The 19,707-nt window shown below is 40.9% G+C and carries 18 protein-coding genes and 1 pseudogene; 7 read left to right on the plus strand and 12 right to left on the minus strand.

The features are described from left to right. Positions 1–47 precede the first annotated feature (47 nt). The 6 genes and pseudogenes from I2I04_RS14520 to I2I04_RS14545 form a co-directional block, all read right to left on the minus strand. Positions 48–428 carry a hypothetical protein gene (locus I2I04_RS14520; RefSeq protein ID WP_195655322.1) on the minus strand — a complete coding sequence of 127 codons (381 nt, stop codon included), beginning with the start codon at positions 426–428 and terminating at the stop codon, positions 48–50. Positions 429–474: 46 nt separating this feature from the next. Beyond that, positions 475–2,073: an aspartate:alanine exchanger family transporter gene (locus I2I04_RS14525; RefSeq protein ID WP_143259890.1), complete on the minus strand. Its 1,599-nt coding sequence runs from the start codon at positions 2,071–2,073 to the stop codon at positions 475–477. Positions 2,074–2,121: 48 nt separating this feature from the next. After that, on the minus strand, positions 2,122–2,265 hold the full coding sequence (locus I2I04_RS14530) for a hypothetical protein (RefSeq protein WP_153260294.1): 144 nt from the start codon (positions 2,263–2,265) through the stop codon (positions 2,122–2,124). After that, positions 2,258–2,404: pseudogene (locus I2I04_RS14535) on the minus strand (cation transporter); the annotation flags it as partial. The pseudogene I2I04_RS14535 and the gene I2I04_RS14530, both read right to left, overlap by 8 nt. 273 nt (positions 2,405–2,677) lie before the next feature. Further along, positions 2,678–3,346, minus strand: a complete 669-nt coding sequence (locus I2I04_RS14540; RefSeq protein ID WP_004300153.1) for a bifunctional 4-hydroxy-2-oxoglutarate aldolase/2-dehydro-3-deoxy-phosphogluconate aldolase — start codon at positions 3,344–3,346, stop codon at positions 2,678–2,680. Positions 3,347–3,400: 54 nt separating this feature from the next. Continuing rightward, positions 3,401–4,426, minus strand: coding sequence for a sugar kinase (locus I2I04_RS14545; protein ID WP_022275219.1), 1,026 nt, complete (start codon positions 4,424–4,426; stop codon positions 3,401–3,403). Between the two features lie 253 nt (positions 4,427–4,679). On the opposite strand from I2I04_RS14545, the gene I2I04_RS14550 reads away from it, so the two are divergent. Next, positions 4,680–5,744: a LacI family DNA-binding transcriptional regulator gene (locus I2I04_RS14550; RefSeq protein WP_195655323.1), complete on the plus strand. Its 1,065-nt coding sequence runs from the start codon at positions 4,680–4,682 to the stop codon at positions 5,742–5,744. Positions 5,745–5,774: 30 nt separating this feature from the next. Continuing rightward, positions 5,775–7,265 (plus strand): UxaA family hydrolase, encoded by a 1,491-nt coding sequence (locus I2I04_RS14555; protein ID WP_195655324.1) that lies wholly within the window; start codon positions 5,775–5,777, stop codon positions 7,263–7,265. 117 nt (positions 7,266–7,382) lie between these two features. Here I2I04_RS14555 and I2I04_RS14560 read toward each other — a convergent pair whose 3' ends face one another. From I2I04_RS14560 to I2I04_RS14575, 4 genes are read right to left on the minus strand one after another with little or no spacing between them, the layout of a single operon-like run. Further along, the gene (locus tag I2I04_RS14560) at positions 7,383–8,987 is read right to left on the minus strand and encodes an MFS transporter (RefSeq protein WP_195655325.1); all 1,605 of its coding nucleotides are present in this window, start codon (positions 8,985–8,987) and stop codon (positions 7,383–7,385) included. Then, entirely contained in the window at positions 8,984–10,054 is a 1,071-nt protein-coding gene (locus tag I2I04_RS14565; RefSeq protein ID WP_195470966.1) for an HlyD family secretion protein, read from the minus strand. The genes I2I04_RS14560 and I2I04_RS14565 overlap by 4 nt, the downstream gene beginning before the upstream one ends. 32 nt (positions 10,055–10,086) lie before the next feature. Continuing rightward, on the minus strand, positions 10,087–11,406 hold the full coding sequence (locus I2I04_RS14570; RefSeq protein WP_195655326.1) for a TolC family protein: 1,320 nt from the start codon (positions 11,404–11,406) through the stop codon (positions 10,087–10,089). Next, the gene (locus I2I04_RS14575) at positions 11,387–11,827 is read right to left on the minus strand and encodes a MarR family winged helix-turn-helix transcriptional regulator (protein ID WP_195470962.1); all 441 of its coding nucleotides are present in this window, start codon (positions 11,825–11,827) and stop codon (positions 11,387–11,389) included. Before I2I04_RS14575 ends, I2I04_RS14570 begins: the two co-directional genes overlap by 20 nt. Before the next feature lie 253 nt (positions 11,828–12,080). Here I2I04_RS14575 and I2I04_RS14580 point away from each other — a divergent pair, with 253 nt between their 5' ends. From I2I04_RS14580 to creD, 3 genes are read left to right on the plus strand one after another with little or no spacing between them, the layout of a single operon-like run. Next, positions 12,081–12,680, plus strand: a complete 600-nt coding sequence (locus I2I04_RS14580; RefSeq protein ID WP_195655327.1) for a hypothetical protein — start codon at positions 12,081–12,083, stop codon at positions 12,678–12,680. After that, complete coding sequence (locus I2I04_RS14585; protein ID WP_128857749.1) at positions 12,681–12,977, plus strand: winged helix-turn-helix domain-containing protein; 297 nt, start codon at positions 12,681–12,683, stop codon at positions 12,975–12,977. It abuts the gene before it with no gap. A 26-nt stretch (positions 12,978–13,003) separates the two neighbouring features. After that, entirely contained in the window at positions 13,004–14,356 is a 1,353-nt protein-coding gene (creD, locus tag I2I04_RS14590; protein WP_128857750.1) for a cell envelope integrity protein CreD, read from the plus strand. A gap of 439 nt (positions 14,357–14,795) precedes the next feature. Here creD and I2I04_RS14595 read toward each other — a convergent pair whose 3' ends face one another. Together I2I04_RS14595 and I2I04_RS14600 are read right to left on the minus strand one after the other, a co-directional pair. Next, the gene (locus tag I2I04_RS14595; RefSeq protein ID WP_143259898.1) at positions 14,796–15,239 is read right to left on the minus strand and encodes a GNAT family N-acetyltransferase; all 444 of its coding nucleotides are present in this window, start codon (positions 15,237–15,239) and stop codon (positions 14,796–14,798) included. Between the two features lie 29 nt (positions 15,240–15,268). Next, positions 15,269–15,619, minus strand: coding sequence for a winged helix-turn-helix transcriptional regulator (locus I2I04_RS14600; RefSeq protein WP_143259899.1), 351 nt, complete (start codon positions 15,617–15,619; stop codon positions 15,269–15,271). Between the two features lie 166 nt (positions 15,620–15,785). Between I2I04_RS14600 and I2I04_RS14605 the strand changes: the two genes are divergently transcribed. Both I2I04_RS14605 and I2I04_RS14610 read left to right on the plus strand, forming a co-directional pair. After that, a complete protein-coding gene (locus tag I2I04_RS14605) occupies positions 15,786–16,313 on the plus strand; it encodes a DJ-1/PfpI family protein (protein ID WP_195470956.1) in 528 nt (175 codons plus the stop codon). 235 nt (positions 16,314–16,548) lie between these two features. Continuing rightward, complete coding sequence (locus tag I2I04_RS14610) at positions 16,549–19,704, plus strand: ATP-binding protein (RefSeq protein WP_195655328.1); 3,156 nt, start codon at positions 16,549–16,551, stop codon at positions 19,702–19,704. Positions 19,705–19,707 lie beyond the last annotated feature (3 nt).

Here is a 19,707-nt window from a genome sequence, read left to right on the forward strand (position 1 = left end):
GGATAGACAGATAATGCCCTACCTCATGCAAGGTACGGTATCATCATTTAAAGAATAGAGAAACGAATAACCGGGGGTGCCCTAAGTCCCACTACCCCATGATACGGACAGTAATAGTGAGTGTGTTGCGAACGTCCGAGCAACAAGCACAATAAGAAAGGAATAAAAAGGGAAAGAGCAAAAACAGCCGCCGCACCGTCTGCCATTAAGTGAGACAGAAAATGAATCAACTGTAGTTCGACTGTAGAATGTTTATGTGCCGCCCCTTTCTTAAACGGGTGTGAATGGACGATTGTCACGCCATTGACCACATGCACGTGGGCAAAGAACGTAAAGCTTACCAGATACGATATAAACAGTATCGGTAAGAAGTAGCGCGTAATATTCAATAACAATCGTTTCACCTCATTTTTTCTTTGAGGCGGCAAAGATACGAACTATTTATTTAACAATCAATTATTATATAAAATTCTGTTAATATACAGCCGAGGCTATTACTTGAATAAACAGAATCAAGAATACCATGGCAATCGGATAAACAGTTGCGTAAGCTACGCTCGGAATATTGCTATCCACCATAGAGTCGGCGGCAGCAAGTCCCGGAGTACTTGTCATACCTCCCGTAATAGTTCCCAGCAAATCGAGCAGACTGATTTTAAATACGAAATGTCCGACAATGGCTGCAACAAGCATCGGCACCAATGTGATAGCGGCTCCTACTCCGAACATCAATAATCCGCTTTCCTGGAAGGTAGCTACCAGGTTCTTACCGGCAGAAGTTCCTACTTCGGCAAGGAAAAGAAGCAGACCTAACTGGCGCAACAACTGGTTGGCAGGCCCGGACATAGACCAGATAATGGGTCCTGTCTTACCTATCGCACTCAACACAAGAGCTACCATCAAAACTCCCCCGGTCAGTCCCGGTGAGAATGACAGGCTATCAGAGAAAGAGATATTTATTTTGCCAAACAACACTCCCAATACAATCCCCATTGCAATAGGGAAGAAGTCCGTATCGGATAGTTTCTTCGCATTGTTTCCCAACAGGCGGGCTACTCCTTTAAGTCCCTCTTTCTCACCGACTACCATCAGTTTATCACCAAACTTCAAGGCTAAATCGGGAGACGGAGATAGATCAATGCCGCTTCGACGAACACGAGTCACTGTACAACCAAAGTTTTTCTGTAAGTTCAAATCCCCCAGCTGTTTGTTTATCATGTCTTTCTTGGTCAACAACAAAGATTCTATTTCCTGCGTTTTATCCAAAGGCAGTTCACCTTCTTCTCTCTTACCTACCAACACAGCCAGTTGATCCAGTGATTCTTCGCTACCTACGGCTTGTATGTAATCTCCTTCATGCAACACCGTATGGGCGGTGGGAATGGATATTTCATCATTGTGTTTCAGACGTGAAATGACAGCACCCGTCATACCGCGCGCATTAATTTGCACCAGGCTGCGATCGAACACATTCGCATTAGTGACGCGATAAATGCAAGTGGTCAATTCCGGGAATTGTCCGCGACGTTCTATCTCCAGGCGACGGGCTTCTTTATCTAAATCCACCCGCATGATTTTAGGCAACAGCTTGACAAACAGAATCACGCCGATCACTCCAAACGGATATGCGATACCGTAAGCAATAGATGCCAAAGGAGAATTGGTACTGTCGATGGCAACGGCCAAACCCGGCGTACTGGTCAGCGCTCCGGCAATCAGACCGACAATACTCGGTGTATCGATATCAAATGCATATTTCAGCCCGACTGCGGTAAGGCAGGCGGAACAAATAATAAGCATAGTGATGAGGATAAGTGTCTTCCCTTTACTGCGGAAAGAGTCGAAGAATCCGGGCCCTGCCTGAATACCGATGGTAAAAATGAAGAGCACCAGACCGAAGTTTCCTAATTCTTTAGGAATGACAACACCAAAATGCCCGAAGAGAAGGGCAATGAATATAACTGCCGACACATCGAGAGATAATCCTCTGATTTTGATTCTTCCCAGCATAAACCCTAATGCGACAATCAGGAAAAGGGAAAAATAAGAGGAATGCAATAAGTCAGTAAACATAAAAAATAAAGGTTAGTTAGTTTAAGGGCGCGAAGGTACGGATTTTATTTAATCCTCACAACATTCCTCGCAGCAAGTAGACCTTTCATCTTCAAACTCCAAAGTAGCATGATGGATGCCTGCCTCTTCGAGCGCTTCTTTTATATGCTGTTTCACTTCTTCCAACGACAACCGGAGGCTATCGTGAAGCAATCTCCAAGGAATTATAATAAAACCCTACTCCGAACTCTACGATAACAAAAGCAATATTCAGAGTGATGCCTATGATAAAAGCCTTATTGAGCGATGTCAACAGATGATTAAGTTCGTAGTGGTGGTGAGGAGGTTCCATTATATATATTATTATTACATCTACTATCTAAGAAACATCTTACCGGGAGATTAGTTCATTCCACTTTCAGCAATAGTAATGGCTCCCCCTCCCCCCAAAAAACAAGCCACCGAAATGAATGATTCATCCCGATGGCTTATCCCCTTTAAACACCTTTAAACAAAATGAAAATATGCCTTATATACTAACTAAACTAACTAACCCTCAAGGCATATTTTAAAGAGGCTGTCGCATCAACCTCTTTTTATTATAGACAGCTTTCGCTCTCTAATCTTATTTACGGGCTTCGGCAATATAACCGAGAGCTTCTTCACATTTTGCAGTTACATAAGCCCAGTCTTCTGCTGCCACTTTATCTTTCGGGAACAACTTAGATCCCATACCTACGCAGAATACACCGGCTTTAATCCATGCGGTCAGGTTTTCTTTAGTAGGTTCTACCCCACCTGTTACCATCAGCTTAGACCATGGCATCGGAGCCATTAAGCCTTTCACGAAGTTAGTTCCGTAAACATCACCCGGGAATACTTTGCAAAGATCGCAACCTACTTCCTGCGCAAAACCTACTTCTGATACAGAACCGCATCCCGGAGTATAAGCTACCGAACGACGATTACATACCTTAGCTATTTCAGGATTAAACAACGGACCTACCACAAAGTTAGCACCCAGCTGCAAATACATAGCAGCAGTAGCCGGATCAACGATAGAACCGATACCGATTGCCATTTCAGGGCATTCTTTTGCTGCGAACTTAACGATTTCAGCAAATACTTCCTGTGCGAAGTCACCACGATTTGTGAATTCGAAAGCACGAACACCACCGTCATAACAAGCCTTTACTACTTTCTTTGCAACTTCTGCATCTTTGTGATAGAATACAGGAACCATTCCTGTAGAACCGATCTTATTCAATACGGCTATTTTATCGAATTTTGCCATCTTATTATTTACTATTTAAATGAATTGATTTTCTAAACTTTTCAACTCTCCGGATTATCTCTGAACGCGACCGCTTGCATCACCACCAGCCAATGCTTCTACTTCTTCTACAGAAACAAGATTGAAGTCACCATTGATAGTATGTTTCAATGCAGATGCAGCAACAGCAAATTCAAGAGCAGCACCCTGATTAGGTTTAGTCATCAAACCGTGGATGATACCACCGGAGAAAGAGTCGCCACCACCTACACGGTCGATAATCGGATCGATATCATAACGTTTTGAAGTATAGAATTCTTCTCCGTTGTAGATCATAGCTTTCCAACCGTTGTGAGTAGCCGAGAAAGATTCGCGCAAAGTAGAAACTACATATTTGAATCCGAATTCTTTCATCATCTGTTGGAAAATACCCTTGTAGCCTTCAGCATCAGTGTGACCAGCCTCAACATCAGCATCCGGTTTGAAGCCCAGGCAAAGTTCTGCATCTTCTTCATTACCGATACATACGTCTACATACTTCATCAACGGTTTCATGATAGACTGCGCTTTTTCTTTAGTCCATAATTTCTTACGGAAGTTCAAGTCAACAGAAACTGTTACACCGTGACGTTTTGCAGCCTCACAAGCCAGACGAGTCAACTCGGCAGCCTTATCAGAAATAGCCGGAGTGATACCAGACCAGTGGAACCAGTCAGCACCTTCCATGATAGCATCAAAGTCGAAATCAGCAGCGTCAGCTTCAGCAATAGCAGAGTGAGCACGGTCATAAATAACTTTGCTAGGACGCATAGAAGCACCTGTTTCCAAATAGTAGATACCTACGCGGTCGCCACCACGGGCAATAAAGTCTGTCTTTACGCCATATTTACGTAATGCGTTAACAGCAGACTGTCCAATTTCGTGTTTCGGTAATTTAGTTACGAAATAGGCGTCATGTCCGTAGTTGGCACAGCTCACTGCAACGTTAGCTTCTCCACCACCATACACTACATCAAAAGAGTCAGATTGAACAAAACGAGTATTACCCGGAGTTGATAATCTAAGCATGATTTCGCCTAATGTAACGACTTTCTTTCCCATAATCTTATGTTTTAAATTCTAAGTTATTAATATTATGAACTTTCAATTTATCATTTCATCCCTATTTTAGGGGTTAACACATTGACTATATGAGTATTAATTCACAAAACGACTAATATCACATACCTTTCGTGTGCGGGCACAAAGATACAACAATTTTCGTAATTACAAAAATTGTTATATATTTGTATCGAAAATATTAAGATTATTAGTGTGTGCGAGCACAAAAACCTATATAAATAAAGGTTATCGTATGAATAAATTGCCCGAAAGAATCAGAATCAAAGACATCGCCCGTCTGGCAGATGTATCAGTGGGAACAGTAGACCGCGTTATTCATGGACGTAGCGGAGTGTCGGAAGCCAGCAAGAAACGCGTAGAAGAAATTCTGAAGCAGCTTGATTACCAGCCCAACATGTACGCCAGCGCTTTGGCTTCTAATAAGAAGTATACGTTTATCTGTCTGCTGCCGGAGCATCTGGAAGGCGAATACTGGACAGCGGTAGAAACCGGTATCCACGAAGCTATTGCCACTTATTCGGATTTCAACACTTCGGTGAGAATCAACTATTACGATCCGTACGACTATCATTCATTCGAAAATGCCAGCGAAGCCATTTTGGCTTTACAGCCGGACGGAGTGATGGTAGCTCCTACCGCTCCGCAATATACGAAAGGTTTCACCGATCAGTTGCAGGCATTGGATATACCTTATATATATATAGACTCCAACATCAAAGACGTTCCTCCCCTCGCCTTCTTCGGTCAGAACTCACGCCAAAGCGGATACTTCGCCGCCAGAATGATGATGTTACTGGCGCGGGATGAAAAGGAAATCGTTATTTTCCGCAAGATACATGAAGGAATTGTGGGTTCTAACCAGCAAGAAAACAGAGAAATCGGTTTCAGGCAGTACATGAAAGAACATCATCCGTCTTGTACTATACTGGAGCTCGACTTACATGCCGAACGCAACGACGAAGACAATGAGATGCTGAATGAATTCTTCCGTACCTATCCGACAGTGAAGAATGGAATCACATTCAACTCTAAAGCCTATATCGTTGGCGAATACCTGCAAAGTCGCGGAAAGAAAGATTTCAATCTGATAGGCTATGACCTTCTGGAACGGAATGTCACCTGCCTGAAAGAAGGAAGCATCTCTTTCCTCATTGCCCAGCAACCGGAACTGCAAGGCGCCAATGGCATCAAAGCTCTTTGCGATCACCTTATTTTCAAAAAAGAAGTGACCTGCATCAACTATATGCCCATCGACTTGTTAACGGTAGAAACAATAGACTATTACCATAACAAATAACAACAAAGTACAACTTTACAAGTACATTACATGGAAACAAAGTATTTAAGAATTAATCCTGCCGACAACGTTGCCGTTGCCATTGTTAACCTCCCGGCAGGAGAGCATCTTTCTGTAGATGGCATTGAAGTTACATTGAACGAAGACATTCCTGCCGGACATAAATTCGCATTGAAGAATTTTGCTGAAGGCGAAAATGTAATCAAGTACGGTTATCCTATCGGACATGCACGGATGGCAAAGAAACAGGGTGACTGGATGAACGAAACGAATATCAAAACCAACCTCGCCGGATTGCTGGATTACACTTACAACCCGATTCAGGTTTCTTTGGATATTCCTCATAAAGATCTTACATTCAAAGGTTATCGTCGCAAAAACGGTGATGTAGGGGTAAGAAACGAAATATGGATTATCCCGACAGTAGGTTGCGTAAACGGTATCATCGGTCAACTGGCTGAAGGACTGCGCCGCGAAACCGAAGGTAAGGGAGTGGATGCCATTGTCGCTTTCCCACACAACTACGGTTGCTCACAACTTGGTGACGATCACGAAAATACGAAAAAGATTCTTCGTGACATGGTGCTTCACCCCAATGCGGGCGCCGTATTGGTGGTAGGCTTGGGATGCGAAAATAACCAGCCGGACGTATTCCGTGAGTTCCTGGGCGAGTTTGATGAAGACCGCGTGAAGTTCATGGTTACCCAAAAAGTAGGTGACGAATATGAAGAAGGAATGGAAATTCTGCGTGATTTGTATGCAAAGGCTTCTAAAGATGTACGTACCGATGTTCCTTTGTCCGAACTGCGTGTGGGATTGAAATGCGGTGGTTCCGATGGTTTCTCCGGCATTACGGCAAACCCGCTATTAGGTATGTTCTCCGATTTCCTGATTGCACAGGGAGGCACAAGCGTATTGACAGAAGTTCCGGAAATGTTCGGCGCAGAAACCATCCTGATGAACCGTTGCAAAAACGAGAAACTGTTTGAACAGACCGTCCATCTGATTAATGACTTCAAAGAATACTTCCTGTCACACGGAGAACCTGTAGGCGAAAATCCTTCTCCGGGAAACAAAGCCGGAGGTATCTCTACTCTGGAAGAAAAAGCACTGGGATGTACCCAAAAGTGCGGAAAGAGCTATGTATCCGGCGTGATGCCTTACGGCGAACGTTTACAGAAAAAAGGTCTTAATCTGCTTTCTGCTCCGGGCAATGACCTGGTTGCAGCCACTACTCTTGCTGCGAGCGGGTGTCACATGGTGCTTTTCACCACCGGACGTGGTACTCCTTTCGGTACTTTTGTTCCAACCATGAAGATTTCCACTAATTCAACGCTGGCTAAAAACAAACCGGGATGGATTGACTTCAACGCTGGTGTGATTGTAGAAAACGAACCGATGGAAAAGACTTGCGAACGTTTCATTGATTATATTATCAAAGTGGCAAGCGGTGAATTCGTAAACAACGAAAAGAAAGGTTATCGCGAAATTGCTATCTTTAAAACAGGCGTAACCTTGTAAACAGCTATTTATCTGATAAACAAATATACTGAAGATAAAAAGATACATTGTTAGAATGACAGAGTTGCTATCCTCCACTCAACGATAAGTTGAACAGGATAGCAACTCTTTTTTATATTATACCATATCGTCACCTGTTCTCTTGAAGGTAACACGGATTGTTTTATGAAAGGGAATAAAACGGGAAACCACAGCTATAATAACGGATATAACTAACAAATAACCCAGAATTTCTTTCAGTGCAAGCAGCATGCTTTGCTGTTGCAAGGTATTATATAAAGAGTTAGTTGCCAGCTGCGCAGCTTCATTATATGGATGTCCTTGTGCAATTGCATTGTTTAAGGACTGGCTATAGCGTGTTGCCGACAACGGATCGGCAATGGTGATAGTCTCCGATAGAGAATACATATATTTCTGCTGTAACCGGTACAATACATTACTATAAAAAGAGGTCGCTAGAATAGGTGCCAATACGGAACGGAAAATAATCAGAAAGAAAGCATTCGACAACAAGTATTTCGGATTCAAGTCTTCCACGGCAAACAGAGCGAAAGCTATAATCAAAGTCAACATACCCAACCCACGAAAGAATATAGGCAAGTAGAGCATTTCATACGTACTATCCGGAGAGATGCCAAAATACAGGATCGCAAAGAAAATCACAAAACAACTCATCCCTCCCGCTATCAGAAAACGGAACCGCCAACGTTGCCATCGGAACCACCAGAAACAGATAAAAGCACCGACTATATATCCCGGAAGCAAATAAATATAAAGGGAATAGGTATGCGTAGTATCTACTTTCAGAATGACAGTCAGATAGTTAGTCAACAAAGTGGTCGATGTACTGAAAAACATCACAAGCATCATATAGAAATAGCCTATAATCGCTTTGGGCTGGAATAAAGGAGCCAGACTTACATAAGGATTTTCCGAACGGCTCTGATACCAGATGAACAACGCAATCAACATAGGCGCTATGATGATATAGGCACAAATCTTACCGGAAGCCATCCAATCGAGCACTTTTCCATAATTGATAACGTACATCAACATCAGCAACCCGGCTGAAATAATAAACATCTCACGAATGTGCAGATCAGACCATGCGACGGCTTTAATGGGACGGTTATGACGGAAACAGATGATGACAAATAATATGGAAATCAAAATCAGTACCATCATAAAGTAATACATATACTTCCAGTTATAATGATACGCCAGTAAAGCCGTTACCAGCATCGAAACCTGTCCCCCACCATAAACCAACGGATAAAAATAAGAATAGAACTCGCTACGTATATTCTTCGGACTGAAAATCTTTTGGGCATAACGAATAAACCACAACATTAGAAATCCTTTCAGAAAACCGACAGCAAAACTACAAACAATCAGAATATCCGCGTTTTGCGTACGTGCGCAAGCCCAACTCAAGAAGAATTGCAGTACCAAATCAATCAACAACAGAGACTTCACAGAAAAGGCTGCCAGCACTTTAGGAATAATCGGATAAGCGATAGCCATGCCCGCTGAAGCGGCATAATACCCCATCGTTATATCTTCTGAATTAGTGCCCAACGTGTTCGATACTTCCAGCATACTGCCTGTATATGAGCCATTGAGCATGGTGACCGGGAGAATCACGATGAAGATACTGATAAGTCCAAGCCAATCGGGTACCCATTGACGAACAGGTGCCTCCAATTCTTTCATGGTAATCATTCGCGTAGAGCTTCTGTTTCCACCATCATCCCGGCTCTCAACTGCGCCATTTCTTCCGGAGAAACATCTTCCAAGTCAATCCGCACGGGTATTCGCTGTTGCACCTTTACAAAATTACCGGCAGAATTATCCGTAGGAACCAGGGAATATTTAGACCCGGTTGCTTCGGAAATCGCGGTGACCTCTCCATGAAAAGTCTTTCCGGGCACTGCATCTACTTTTACACGTACTTGCTGACCAATATAGATATTAGCAATCTGAGTTTCTTTATAATTAGCGGTAATCCATTTATCCTTCTTACGCACCAGATAAGAAATAGTCTGTCCGGCCGGCACATACTGGCCGGGTTCAAGCGTGCGCCTGCCCATATATCCATCATAAGGAGCAGTAAGAACCGTATAAGAGAGATTCAACTTTGCCAAATCCAAGTCAGCTTCCTTACGTAAAATAGCAGCCTCTGCGCCGGTTGTCTTCTTGCTTGTTTCCGCATATTGTGATAATGCCGCTTGTTTCTGCGCAACTAATGCCTGATAACGTGCCTTTGCCGCTTCATAAGCAGCTTTTGTTTGTTCATACTGCTGCTCCGGGACTGATTCTTCTTTCAATAAACGTTCAAAACGATGATAATCCTGTTCCAATTGCCAGAGTTTCGCTTTCGCTTCGGCAATATTGGCATCCTGTACGGCAATATTCGTATGGGAAGTTTCAATTCCCGAATGAAGTACATCCTGCGAACCATGTGCATCCAATAATGCAGCTTCCGCTTCTTTCACCTTAATCTGATATTCACGATTGTCAAGCACCAGCAGCGTATCTCCTTGACGGACATATTGATGCTCCTTAAAACGAACCTCCTTTATATAACCCGAGACCCGGACATTCAAAGGAGCCACATATTGATCTACAAAAGCATCATTCGTCACTTCGTAATTAACGTAACGCCAAAAGTAAGTAGCAGTCCACCAAAGTCCGGAGACTGCCAAACAGATACATACCAAATTTAAAACGATATTACGAACTCTTACTTTTTTCAGTTTCCGCTGTTTTTCTTTCAATTCATTTGCCATAACAGTTCATCCATAAAATCATAAATCTAAAATCATAAATCTCCACAAGCCTTCTGAAGTTGATAATAAGTATAAATCACACGAGTACGCGCAGTGACCAACTGCAATTCCACATTCAAACGAACGGAGTTTGCATCGAGCAAATCAGTCAGGATAGCCAACTGATTCAGGTAACGATTCTGCATGATACGATAATTCTCTTCCGCTTGTCGGACAGACAGCTTTAGAGCTTCCACCCTCTGCAACGCTTCCTGGTGGCGTAAAAAAGCCGAACGTACATCGACGCGAATCCCCTGCATCTTCTGCTCCTCTTCATTTTTTCGCAAGGATACCATCAGTTTGCTCTCTTTTATTTTATGGTTGTTCTTGTACAGTGACGATAAAGGATAGGAAACCGACACACCTACATTCCAGTTATTATTATACATATCCGCTAATGTACGTGAGATGGGGCGCGCCAAAGTGTTCGATGCATAGAGCGACACACAGGGAAGAGAAAAAGATTTGACTGAACGGATTTCATTCCTCGCCAATTCTGTTTGTACACGAAGCAGCTTCATCGCCGGATCATTCGCATAAGCCTGAACAATATAATCATCATACGGCTGCAAAGCAACTGCCTGATAAAGAACAGTGGTATCGGGTTTTAATAATAAATTCTCGTCCTGTCCCAATAAGATATCGAGTTGCTGCGATACAAGCACAATACTGTTTTCCGTTTCCTGTAGAGACAGGCGATCATTAGTCAACTGCATTTCGCTCCGCAACACATCATTGTTCGTTATCAAACCCTCCTTTTTCATCCGCCATATATCGTGTAGCCGGAGTTCCGACTCCTCAATATTCCGCACCAGTACTTCATGCTGCTTAAACAGACTAAACAGATTCATATACTGATTCAATAACCTTAACTTTATTTCCGCCTGATCGGTCAATGTCTGTAATTCGGCAACTTGCTTTTCTATATCCGCCTTATGAATAGCACTTCGGGTTCTACCACCCTGATAGAGAGGCTGTGCCAAATCAATTACATAGTTTTGTGACCAGTCCGGTGCTTCCGGATAGGCAGGATCGGATAATCCCCGTTCCCAAACGACGGGTTGTCCTACAAATCCCCCTTTCAGTCCAATCTGCAGTTCCGGCAACTGCGCAGAACGTGCGGTTCGTATCCGCTCCTGCGCCATGGATTCTTTCATTGCATCTGCCTGAAGTTGCAGACTATGCTGCACTCCCCGCTCAAAAAGCTGATCGACGGTAAGAAACAAAGAATCTGTTTGTGCGTTGATGGAGGAAGCGCCCAAAAGCAGACAGTACAAAGCTGCCCCATATTTTCTATACATTTTCAAGTACATCGTATACAGCTTTTAATTCAGATAACATCGTTTCAATGCTTTCTATACCAATAATCTTTTCTGCGTATACATAAACCTGATCGAGAATCGGACGAATCTGGTCTTTAAACTCCTCCCCTTCGGGAGTCAGGAATACCAGTTTATTACGACGGTCGGCGGGATCTTCTTTACGGTACACATACCCTTTCTTTTCCAGATTATTCATCAAATTGGTCAGACAGGCTTTATCTTTTGCAATGCGTTCTGCCAATATCTGCTGACTGATTCCCTGCTCGTACCATAAACTACTCAATACCTGAAGCATCTCAAATGTAATACCCGCATTATTTTTTCTCAATGTCCGTTGCATAGACCTGCGGAAAGCCATACGGGTACGAACAATCTGCAACATGAGTTCTCTAAACTCTGCTCCTTCTCTCATTTTCTATAACCTTTTTATCTGTTTCGTTTCGGTGGCAAAGTTACATATTTCCGTCGAATTAGTCAAAGGTTTGACTAATTTCATTTCCATACCATGTATATATAATTCCTGACCATTCGCTTACTTGTTCTTTAAATCACTATATATTAACTCATTATCATAGCATCCCGATCTTTATTATCAAAATATTCAAGCAAAAAGTTTGTTCATCTAAAATCTTTTATTTTACTTTGCATCACAAAGTACTTTTTATATGAATAAAGATAAAGCATTAGAATCGGTGAATGAGATAAAAGAGTTGATGGAAAAGTCCTCAAAGTTTATCTCTCTAAGTGGTCTCGCTGCAATCATGGCGGGCATTTACGCATTAGTTGGGGCATATATCGCCACACAAGTTATTACACCGGGCACTCATTTAATTGTCGCCCTTGAACTAATGGCCATAATAGCCTCACTCGTATTGGTAGCTGCTGCGGTCACTGCCTGCATCCTATCCTATTACAAATCCAAGAAGACAGGACAAAAATTTTTCAGCCGCCTCACTTACCGGGCATTGTGGAATTTCTCTCTTCCAATGCTAACCGGAGGTGTTTTATGTATTTCCATCCTTATGCACGAGTATTATGACATCCTGGCTTCTGTCATGCTTTTATTTTACGGGCTGGCACTGGTCAACGTTTCCAAGTTTACTTATTCCAGCATCGTATGGTTAGGCTATGCTTTCATTTGTCTGGGTGTCGTAGACTGTTTTTGGGAAGGTCATTCACTACTGTTCTGGACCATCGGTTTTGGCGTTTTCCATATCCTCTATGGCATATTGTTCTATTTACACTACGAAAGAAAGAGAACATAAATGATAGAAGCATTCCAATATATTAATAAGGCATTCGAAAGCAAGGTCCGACTAGGCATCATGGCTATTCTGATGGTAAATGAGGAAGCTGATTTCAATTTTCTGAAAGAACAGCTCTCTCTGACCGACGGCAATCTTGCCAGCCATACCCGTGCCCTGGAAGAACTGGGATATATCGTATGCAACAAAACTTTTGTCGGACGAAAGCCGCGGACTGTTTTTCAGGCAACCCCGCAAGGCAGAGAAGCTTTCAAATCGCATATTGAAGCCTTAGAGAAATTTCTAAAATCAAAATAAATAATTCATCAAAACACTACTGGTTTATGGACACTTTCAATGAAAATTCAAATGAACAACAGGCGCAGCAACCTATGGGATGCCTCCACCGTTTCTCCAAAACAATCAAGGTTGTCATCATCGGATTATTAATCCTTCTCCTGATGATACCCATGTTCATGATTGAGAATCTTATTTCCGAACGGGGACGAACCCAGGAAGAAGCTATCGACGAGGTAAGTGAAAAATGGAGTCTGGCACAGACCATCACTGGCCCTTACCTGAATCTCCAGTATCCGGTTGTCACTGAAAACAACGGCGAGAAGAAGGTTTCCATCAAAGACCTGATACTTTTTCCTGACGAGCTTATGATCAACGGACAACTGAAGACTGAAATCCTGAAAAGAAGTATCTATGAGGTCAATGTATATCAATCGGAACTAACATTGACAGGGTCATTCAGTTCGGAAGAATTGAAAAAGAGCAGAATAGATATGGAGCAATTGCAGTTTGACAGGGCAGCTATTTGCTTGAATCTGACCGATATGCGGGGTATCAGCGAACAAATCAGCATCACTCTGGGAGATTCTGTTTATATATTCGAGCCGGGTATGGACAACAGAGGAATAGATAACACCGGAGTTCATGCGATCGCTAATTTGTCAGAGTTGAAGCAGAATAAAAAACTGCCTTATGAAATAAAAATCAAACTGAAAGGTTCACAGTCACTCAACTTTATTCCACTAGGTAAAACAACCCGTGTAGATCTGAAAGCTAACTGGAATACACCGAGCTTTACCGGAAACTATCTGCCTAACAACCGAAATATTACGGAGAAGGAATTTTCGGCACAATGGCAAGTTTTAAACTTGAACCGGAATTACTCACAGGTGATGGCTGACTACAACACCTCGAACATCAAGGATATTGAAAACTCAAGTTTTGGTGTAAACTTCAAAATTCCGGTGGAACAGTACCAACAGTCTATGCGCTCCGCAAAGTATGCCATTCTGATTATCCTACTGACTTTCGGAGTTATCTTCTTCACTGAAATCATGAACAAGACCCGCATTCATGCCTTGCAGTATTTATTGGTAGGACTGGCTCTCTGTCTATTCTACAGCCTGCTCCTCTCCTTCTCCGAACACGTTGGTTTCAATCCTGCCTATCTGTTATCTTCTGCACTAACTATTATACTGGTAGGCGGATATATGTTCGGAATCACCAAGAAAAAGAAACCGTCATTAATCATGTCCGGTTTGTTGGCTATACTCTATATTTATATCTTTGTTCTTATCCAACTGGAGACTTTCGCATTATTGGCAGGCAGCTTAGGACTGTTTATCATTCTGGCAATAGTGATGTATTTTTCAAAGAAAATAGACTGGTTTAATGAATAATCGGCTTTTCTATTGAAATACTTGACAAATGGCTTTTTATTTTGTATCTTTGAAAAAACAAAAGCAATAAGAGGAATGAAAAATATAAAAAAAATAGAGACATAAGAAATCTTTAAACTGATATATTTTAGTATTAGTACAGATATATAATAGGGCAATGATCTAACGATCATTGCCCTATTATGTTTATATTTTTACTTAATTCATTCTATATAATCTTTAAAGAACGCTCAAAATAGTTTTTAATAAACTCTGATACCGTTTATAATAAACTATCAAAAAGTTTATTATAAACAGAAAGTACGTTTATTAAGAACGCAGTCTTTAATTGTAAATATAGAGAAACTGATTTCGCATGGTAGACGCCTATAAATAAGTCTGTTTACCCACACAATAATATAAACGAACATATTCATATTTCAATCATTGGATATACACACTAAAATGTTTTCTTCAAATATATCATATCCACCAACTGCACACCATCCTCATAGATCGGATGATCGTAGTTGTCAGTAAAGAAATTCGTTATCCGGTGAGAAATCACAAAACCACAATGCTCATAGAAAGACCTGGAAGAAGGTACATCTCCTGTGCCCACCAACATTTCAGAGCACTTCCCCTGATAATATTCAAATAAAAACTCTATTAAACGTTTTCCGTACCCCTGTCGTTGGAAAAAAGGAACAGTAGCAATATTCTTGATTTCATAAACACCTTGCCCTTCACATGTCACCACACAAAGAGCTTTCAGCCCGTCATCATAAAGAACAAACATATCACCGCGTTCCAAATATCGGTCAATCATACTTTCTTGTTCATCAGCCAAGAGTAATAAATCAAGGAATTCTTTTTTATCTGAAGTTACTAGTTTTATCTCCATATTTTCTATTTTGTCATAAAATAAAAATGTTACCGACTCATCTGTCTATGGTCCAAAATGGTATCCATATTCTCCAAAGCCCATCCCACCAGTCCTTCAATATGAGGAATCAATGTACCACCTGTATCTGTCAGGCAATACTCTACACGGGGAGGTACTTCAGCATATACTTTCCGTTCAACCAATCCATCTGATTCCAAAGTACGCAATGTAACAGTCAACATTCTTTGAGAGACATCTTCTATCGTTTTATGAATATCACTAAAACGCATAGTTCCATTTGCGTTCAGCGTAATAAGCACCAGCATCGACCACTTGTCTCCCAAACGGCTAAGCACATCTCTTATCGGACAATTTCCTGTCGGATGAAAGTTTTTCATTCTTTAACGTTTTGTATTTTATTGAGTTTCAGTAATAGTTACCTCTATGTAACTTCCTTATTTTCAAGTGCGTTCTTGCATTTATCAAACAAGAAAGATACATTTGCATCACAAAAGTAATAAACTTACTAATAATAACTATTGTTTCATTTAAATAATTATGATTATGGCAAAGAAAGTTGCAGTTTTAGCAGTGAATCCGGTAAATGGTTGTGGATTATTCCAATATTTGGAAGCGTTTTTCGAGAATGGCATTTCATATAAAGTATTTGCTGTATCGGATACGAAAGAGATTAAAACAAATTCAGGAATCAGCTTGACAGTAGATGATGTAATTGCTAATTTGAAGGGGTATGAAGATGAATTTGACGCACTCGTTTTCTCTTGTGGCGATGCAGTGCCTGTATTTCAGCAGAATGCCGATAAGCCTTATAATGTAGATTTGATGCAAGTTATTAAAACATTTGGGGATAAAAAGAAAATTATGATCGGACATTGTGCCGGTGCAATGATGTTTGACTTTACCGGTATAACCAAAGGAAAAAAAGTAGCAGTTCACCCATTAGCCAAGCCAGCTATTCAGAACGGAACAGCTACCGATGAGAAATCAGAAATAGATGGTAACTTATTCACCGCTCAAGATGAAAATACCATTTGGACAATGTTACCACACATAATTGAAGTATTAAAATAATGCCTACAGTGTAGATACAAAACAATAAATATAAACACTATAACACAAATCTACACATCCCAATATGGAAAAGCATGTTCCTTTAAAAGAAACGATGCGTTTCTCTGTGTGCAACAAGAGGGTGTCTGAAAAGAACATCCTCTTACTTTTTATGGTCAAAATTAAGTTTAATCCATTTATTATTAATATCTTTGTACCACATAAACTTAATAAACCATCAGAAAATTTAATTTTAATGACAACAAACAATCAAACAAAAGCAAATACTGTCTATTTAATAAAACTTTTTTTGTCGTTCTATTTCTTGTTTTCTTTCACGACTCCGACTCTAGCCCAAAAGGATTCAGTGAATTCATCTAATTATCTTCTGATTATTAACTCATATACAGAAGCGGCTCCCTGGAGCTTTAGAATGATTTCTGCAATAACCGCATACACACAAACTCTTCCTCAATTAGCACTCTATACCGAACATATGAACATGCTGATGATGGACACAGACTCCACCTTAAAAGAGTTCAGACAAACGATCCTGGAAAAATATAGGCAACATTCTCCACGAATGCTGATATTAATAGGAAATTCCAGTATGATATTACGGGATGACTTCAAGAAGATGTGGGGAAATATCCCGATTATATTATGCGCCGAAGAAGACTATATCGGTCCGAAAGAATTTTATCTACAAAAGAAACCAATTGACGTAGCTGCGAGAATCCCAATTGCAGATATAGCCAAAACATACAATCTTACTTTCTTACATTCTAATTTCTACATTAAAGAAAATATAGAACTAATTTTCCGAATGACTCCCAACATAAAGAATTTCATATTTATCGGTGACGAACGGCAAAACAACCAGACTTACAACATAATTATCGAGCAAGAATTGAAGAAGAATCATCCGGGTATCAATTATCAGTTCATATCTCCTCAAAAGATGCAGATCAATCATTTGTTGGATACTCTTTATTCTATCGACCCAAAAATAACAGGAATACTCTTTTCCTCCTGGTTCTATAAACATACATTTGCCGGAAACACTTCGCTGGTTACAAATTCTCATCGGCTAATCTCAACAACTTCCGCTCCTTTGTTCAGCCTTGGTATGTTGACAATCAAAGACAACACAGGAGGGACGATAGGCGGATATATCTACGACCAAGACAGATACAATCAAAAAATAAGACAAGCAGTCCAATCAATACTAAATGGGAAACAGGCAGCCGATATTCCTTTTTACGAGCCTACGGACGCGGCCCCTACGATCAATTACAGTGTATTGCTCCGCAAAGGATTATCCCCGAGATTATGCCCTTCCGACACAATTTTCTTTAATAAGCCACCCACATTTTGGGAACAATACGGATATTTCATTTTAGGAGTGATAGTTTGTTTCATACTGTTTGCTCTATTCTTCCAATACCGTATCAATCATCTGAATAAATTAAAGAAACTACAACAGAAAGAGATTGACGCAATGACTTCCTACAAGAACCTGATTAACAATATGCCTATACTTTATATGCAAGAAGAATTAATCATGAACGAAGAAGGCACACCAATAGAGTTAATATACCGAAATGTAAACTCTCATTTTGAGAAAAATTTCTTCCGCAAAGAAGAGGTTATAGGCAAAAAGGCTAGTGAGTTATTCCCGGAATCTATGAAGGAATTCCTGCATTTCACCAAAATGTCACTTACTGAAAACAGAGCTATCACCTTCCCATATTATTTCAAACAGATAGATGCATTTTATGATATAGTCCTGAAAGGTACTCACCACAATAACATTGTTGATATTTTCTGTCTGGACAGTACTGAACTATACAAAGCCCAACAAAAATTGAGTGCTACCAACAATAAGCTCGCAATGGCACTGGACGTAGCCAATATTGTGCCCTGGAAATGGGATTTATTAAGCAAAACAATACTTTGCGACATCAACAAGCCCATTGAACTTAGCACAAATGAAGATAATATAAATGAAGAACAGTTGGCAGTGCCCGACTCTCAATACTTCTCTAAGATATTCAAAGAAGACCGCAAGCGTGTAGAAAAGGCCTACGAAGATCTGCTAGAAGGACGCTTGGATAAGGTAAGGGAAGAATATCGTATAGTCAACATACAAAATAACATCCACAGAATAGAATGGGTGGAAGCACAGGCTGCCGTAGAGACTCGTGATGAAAACGGAAAGCCACTAACGCTGGTAGGCTCCTCGCTAGTTATCACCAAACGGAAAAAGATGGAAATGGAGTTAACTACAGCCCGAGACCGGGCAGAAGAATCCAATCGCCTCAAATCTGCTTTCCTTGCAAATATGAGCCATGAAATCCGTACTCCTCTCAACGCCATTGTCGGTTTTTCCGGTATATTGGCATCAACGGAGGAAGAAGAAGAAAAACAGGAGTACGTGAGCATCATTGAAAACAATAATACTCTGTTACTACAATTAATCAGCGATATTCTGGATTTATCAAAGATTGAAGCCGGGACATTGGAATTTCAGTATTCCAACATAGACTTGAATAAAGTGATGAATGAGTTAACAAGCTCATTACAGCTAAAAATCAAATCGGACAAAGTACAGCTAAGTTGCCATCCGACAATGGAAACCTGCTTTATACATACTGAAAAGAACCGTCTATCGCAGTTACTCATCAATCTGATAAGCAATGCTATCAAATTTACGGCCGAAGGGTATATTCGTTTTGGCTATGAACTTCGCGACAACGAAATCTATTTTTATGTCAGTGATACCGGTTGCGGCATACCTAAAGACAAACAGAAAAGCATTTTCGGACGCTTCGTCAAACTAAACAGCTTTCAACAAGGTACAGGATTAGGACTTTCTATCTGCCACACATTAGTCGAACGTATGGGAGGTTTTATCGGAGTAGACTCGGAAGAAGGAAAAGGTTCGACATTCTGGTTCACACTACCATACAAGCCCGCAATGGCTGTAGATGAAAATACCCAAAAGATGGAAATTCAACCAATAACCATAGAAAAAAACAAGTTCAGCATTCTGATAGCAGAAGATAATGACAGCAACTATAAACTGTTTGCATCCATATTAAAGGGAGAGTATCAATTGATTCATGCCTGGAATGGACAAGAGGCAGTAGAAATATTCAAAAAGTATAATCCGCAAATTATATTAATGGACATCAATATGCCCGTCATGGATGGCTACGAAGCAACCAAAGAAATCCGGAAATACTCGGCTAAAGTCCCTATCATTGCCATTACCGCCTTTGCCTATGCTTCAGATGAGCAGAAAGTGATAGAGAGTGGATTCGACGGTTATATGCCTAAGCCTATTAATGCACACCAACTGAAAGCCCAATTGATGGACATCATGCAAAAACGCATCATCCTGCTATAAAAC

The organism is Bacteroides sp. 1001136B_160425_E2, assembly GCF_015559655.1.
Lineage (GTDB): Bacteria > Bacteroidota > Bacteroidia > Bacteroidales > Bacteroidaceae > Bacteroides > Bacteroides luhongzhouii.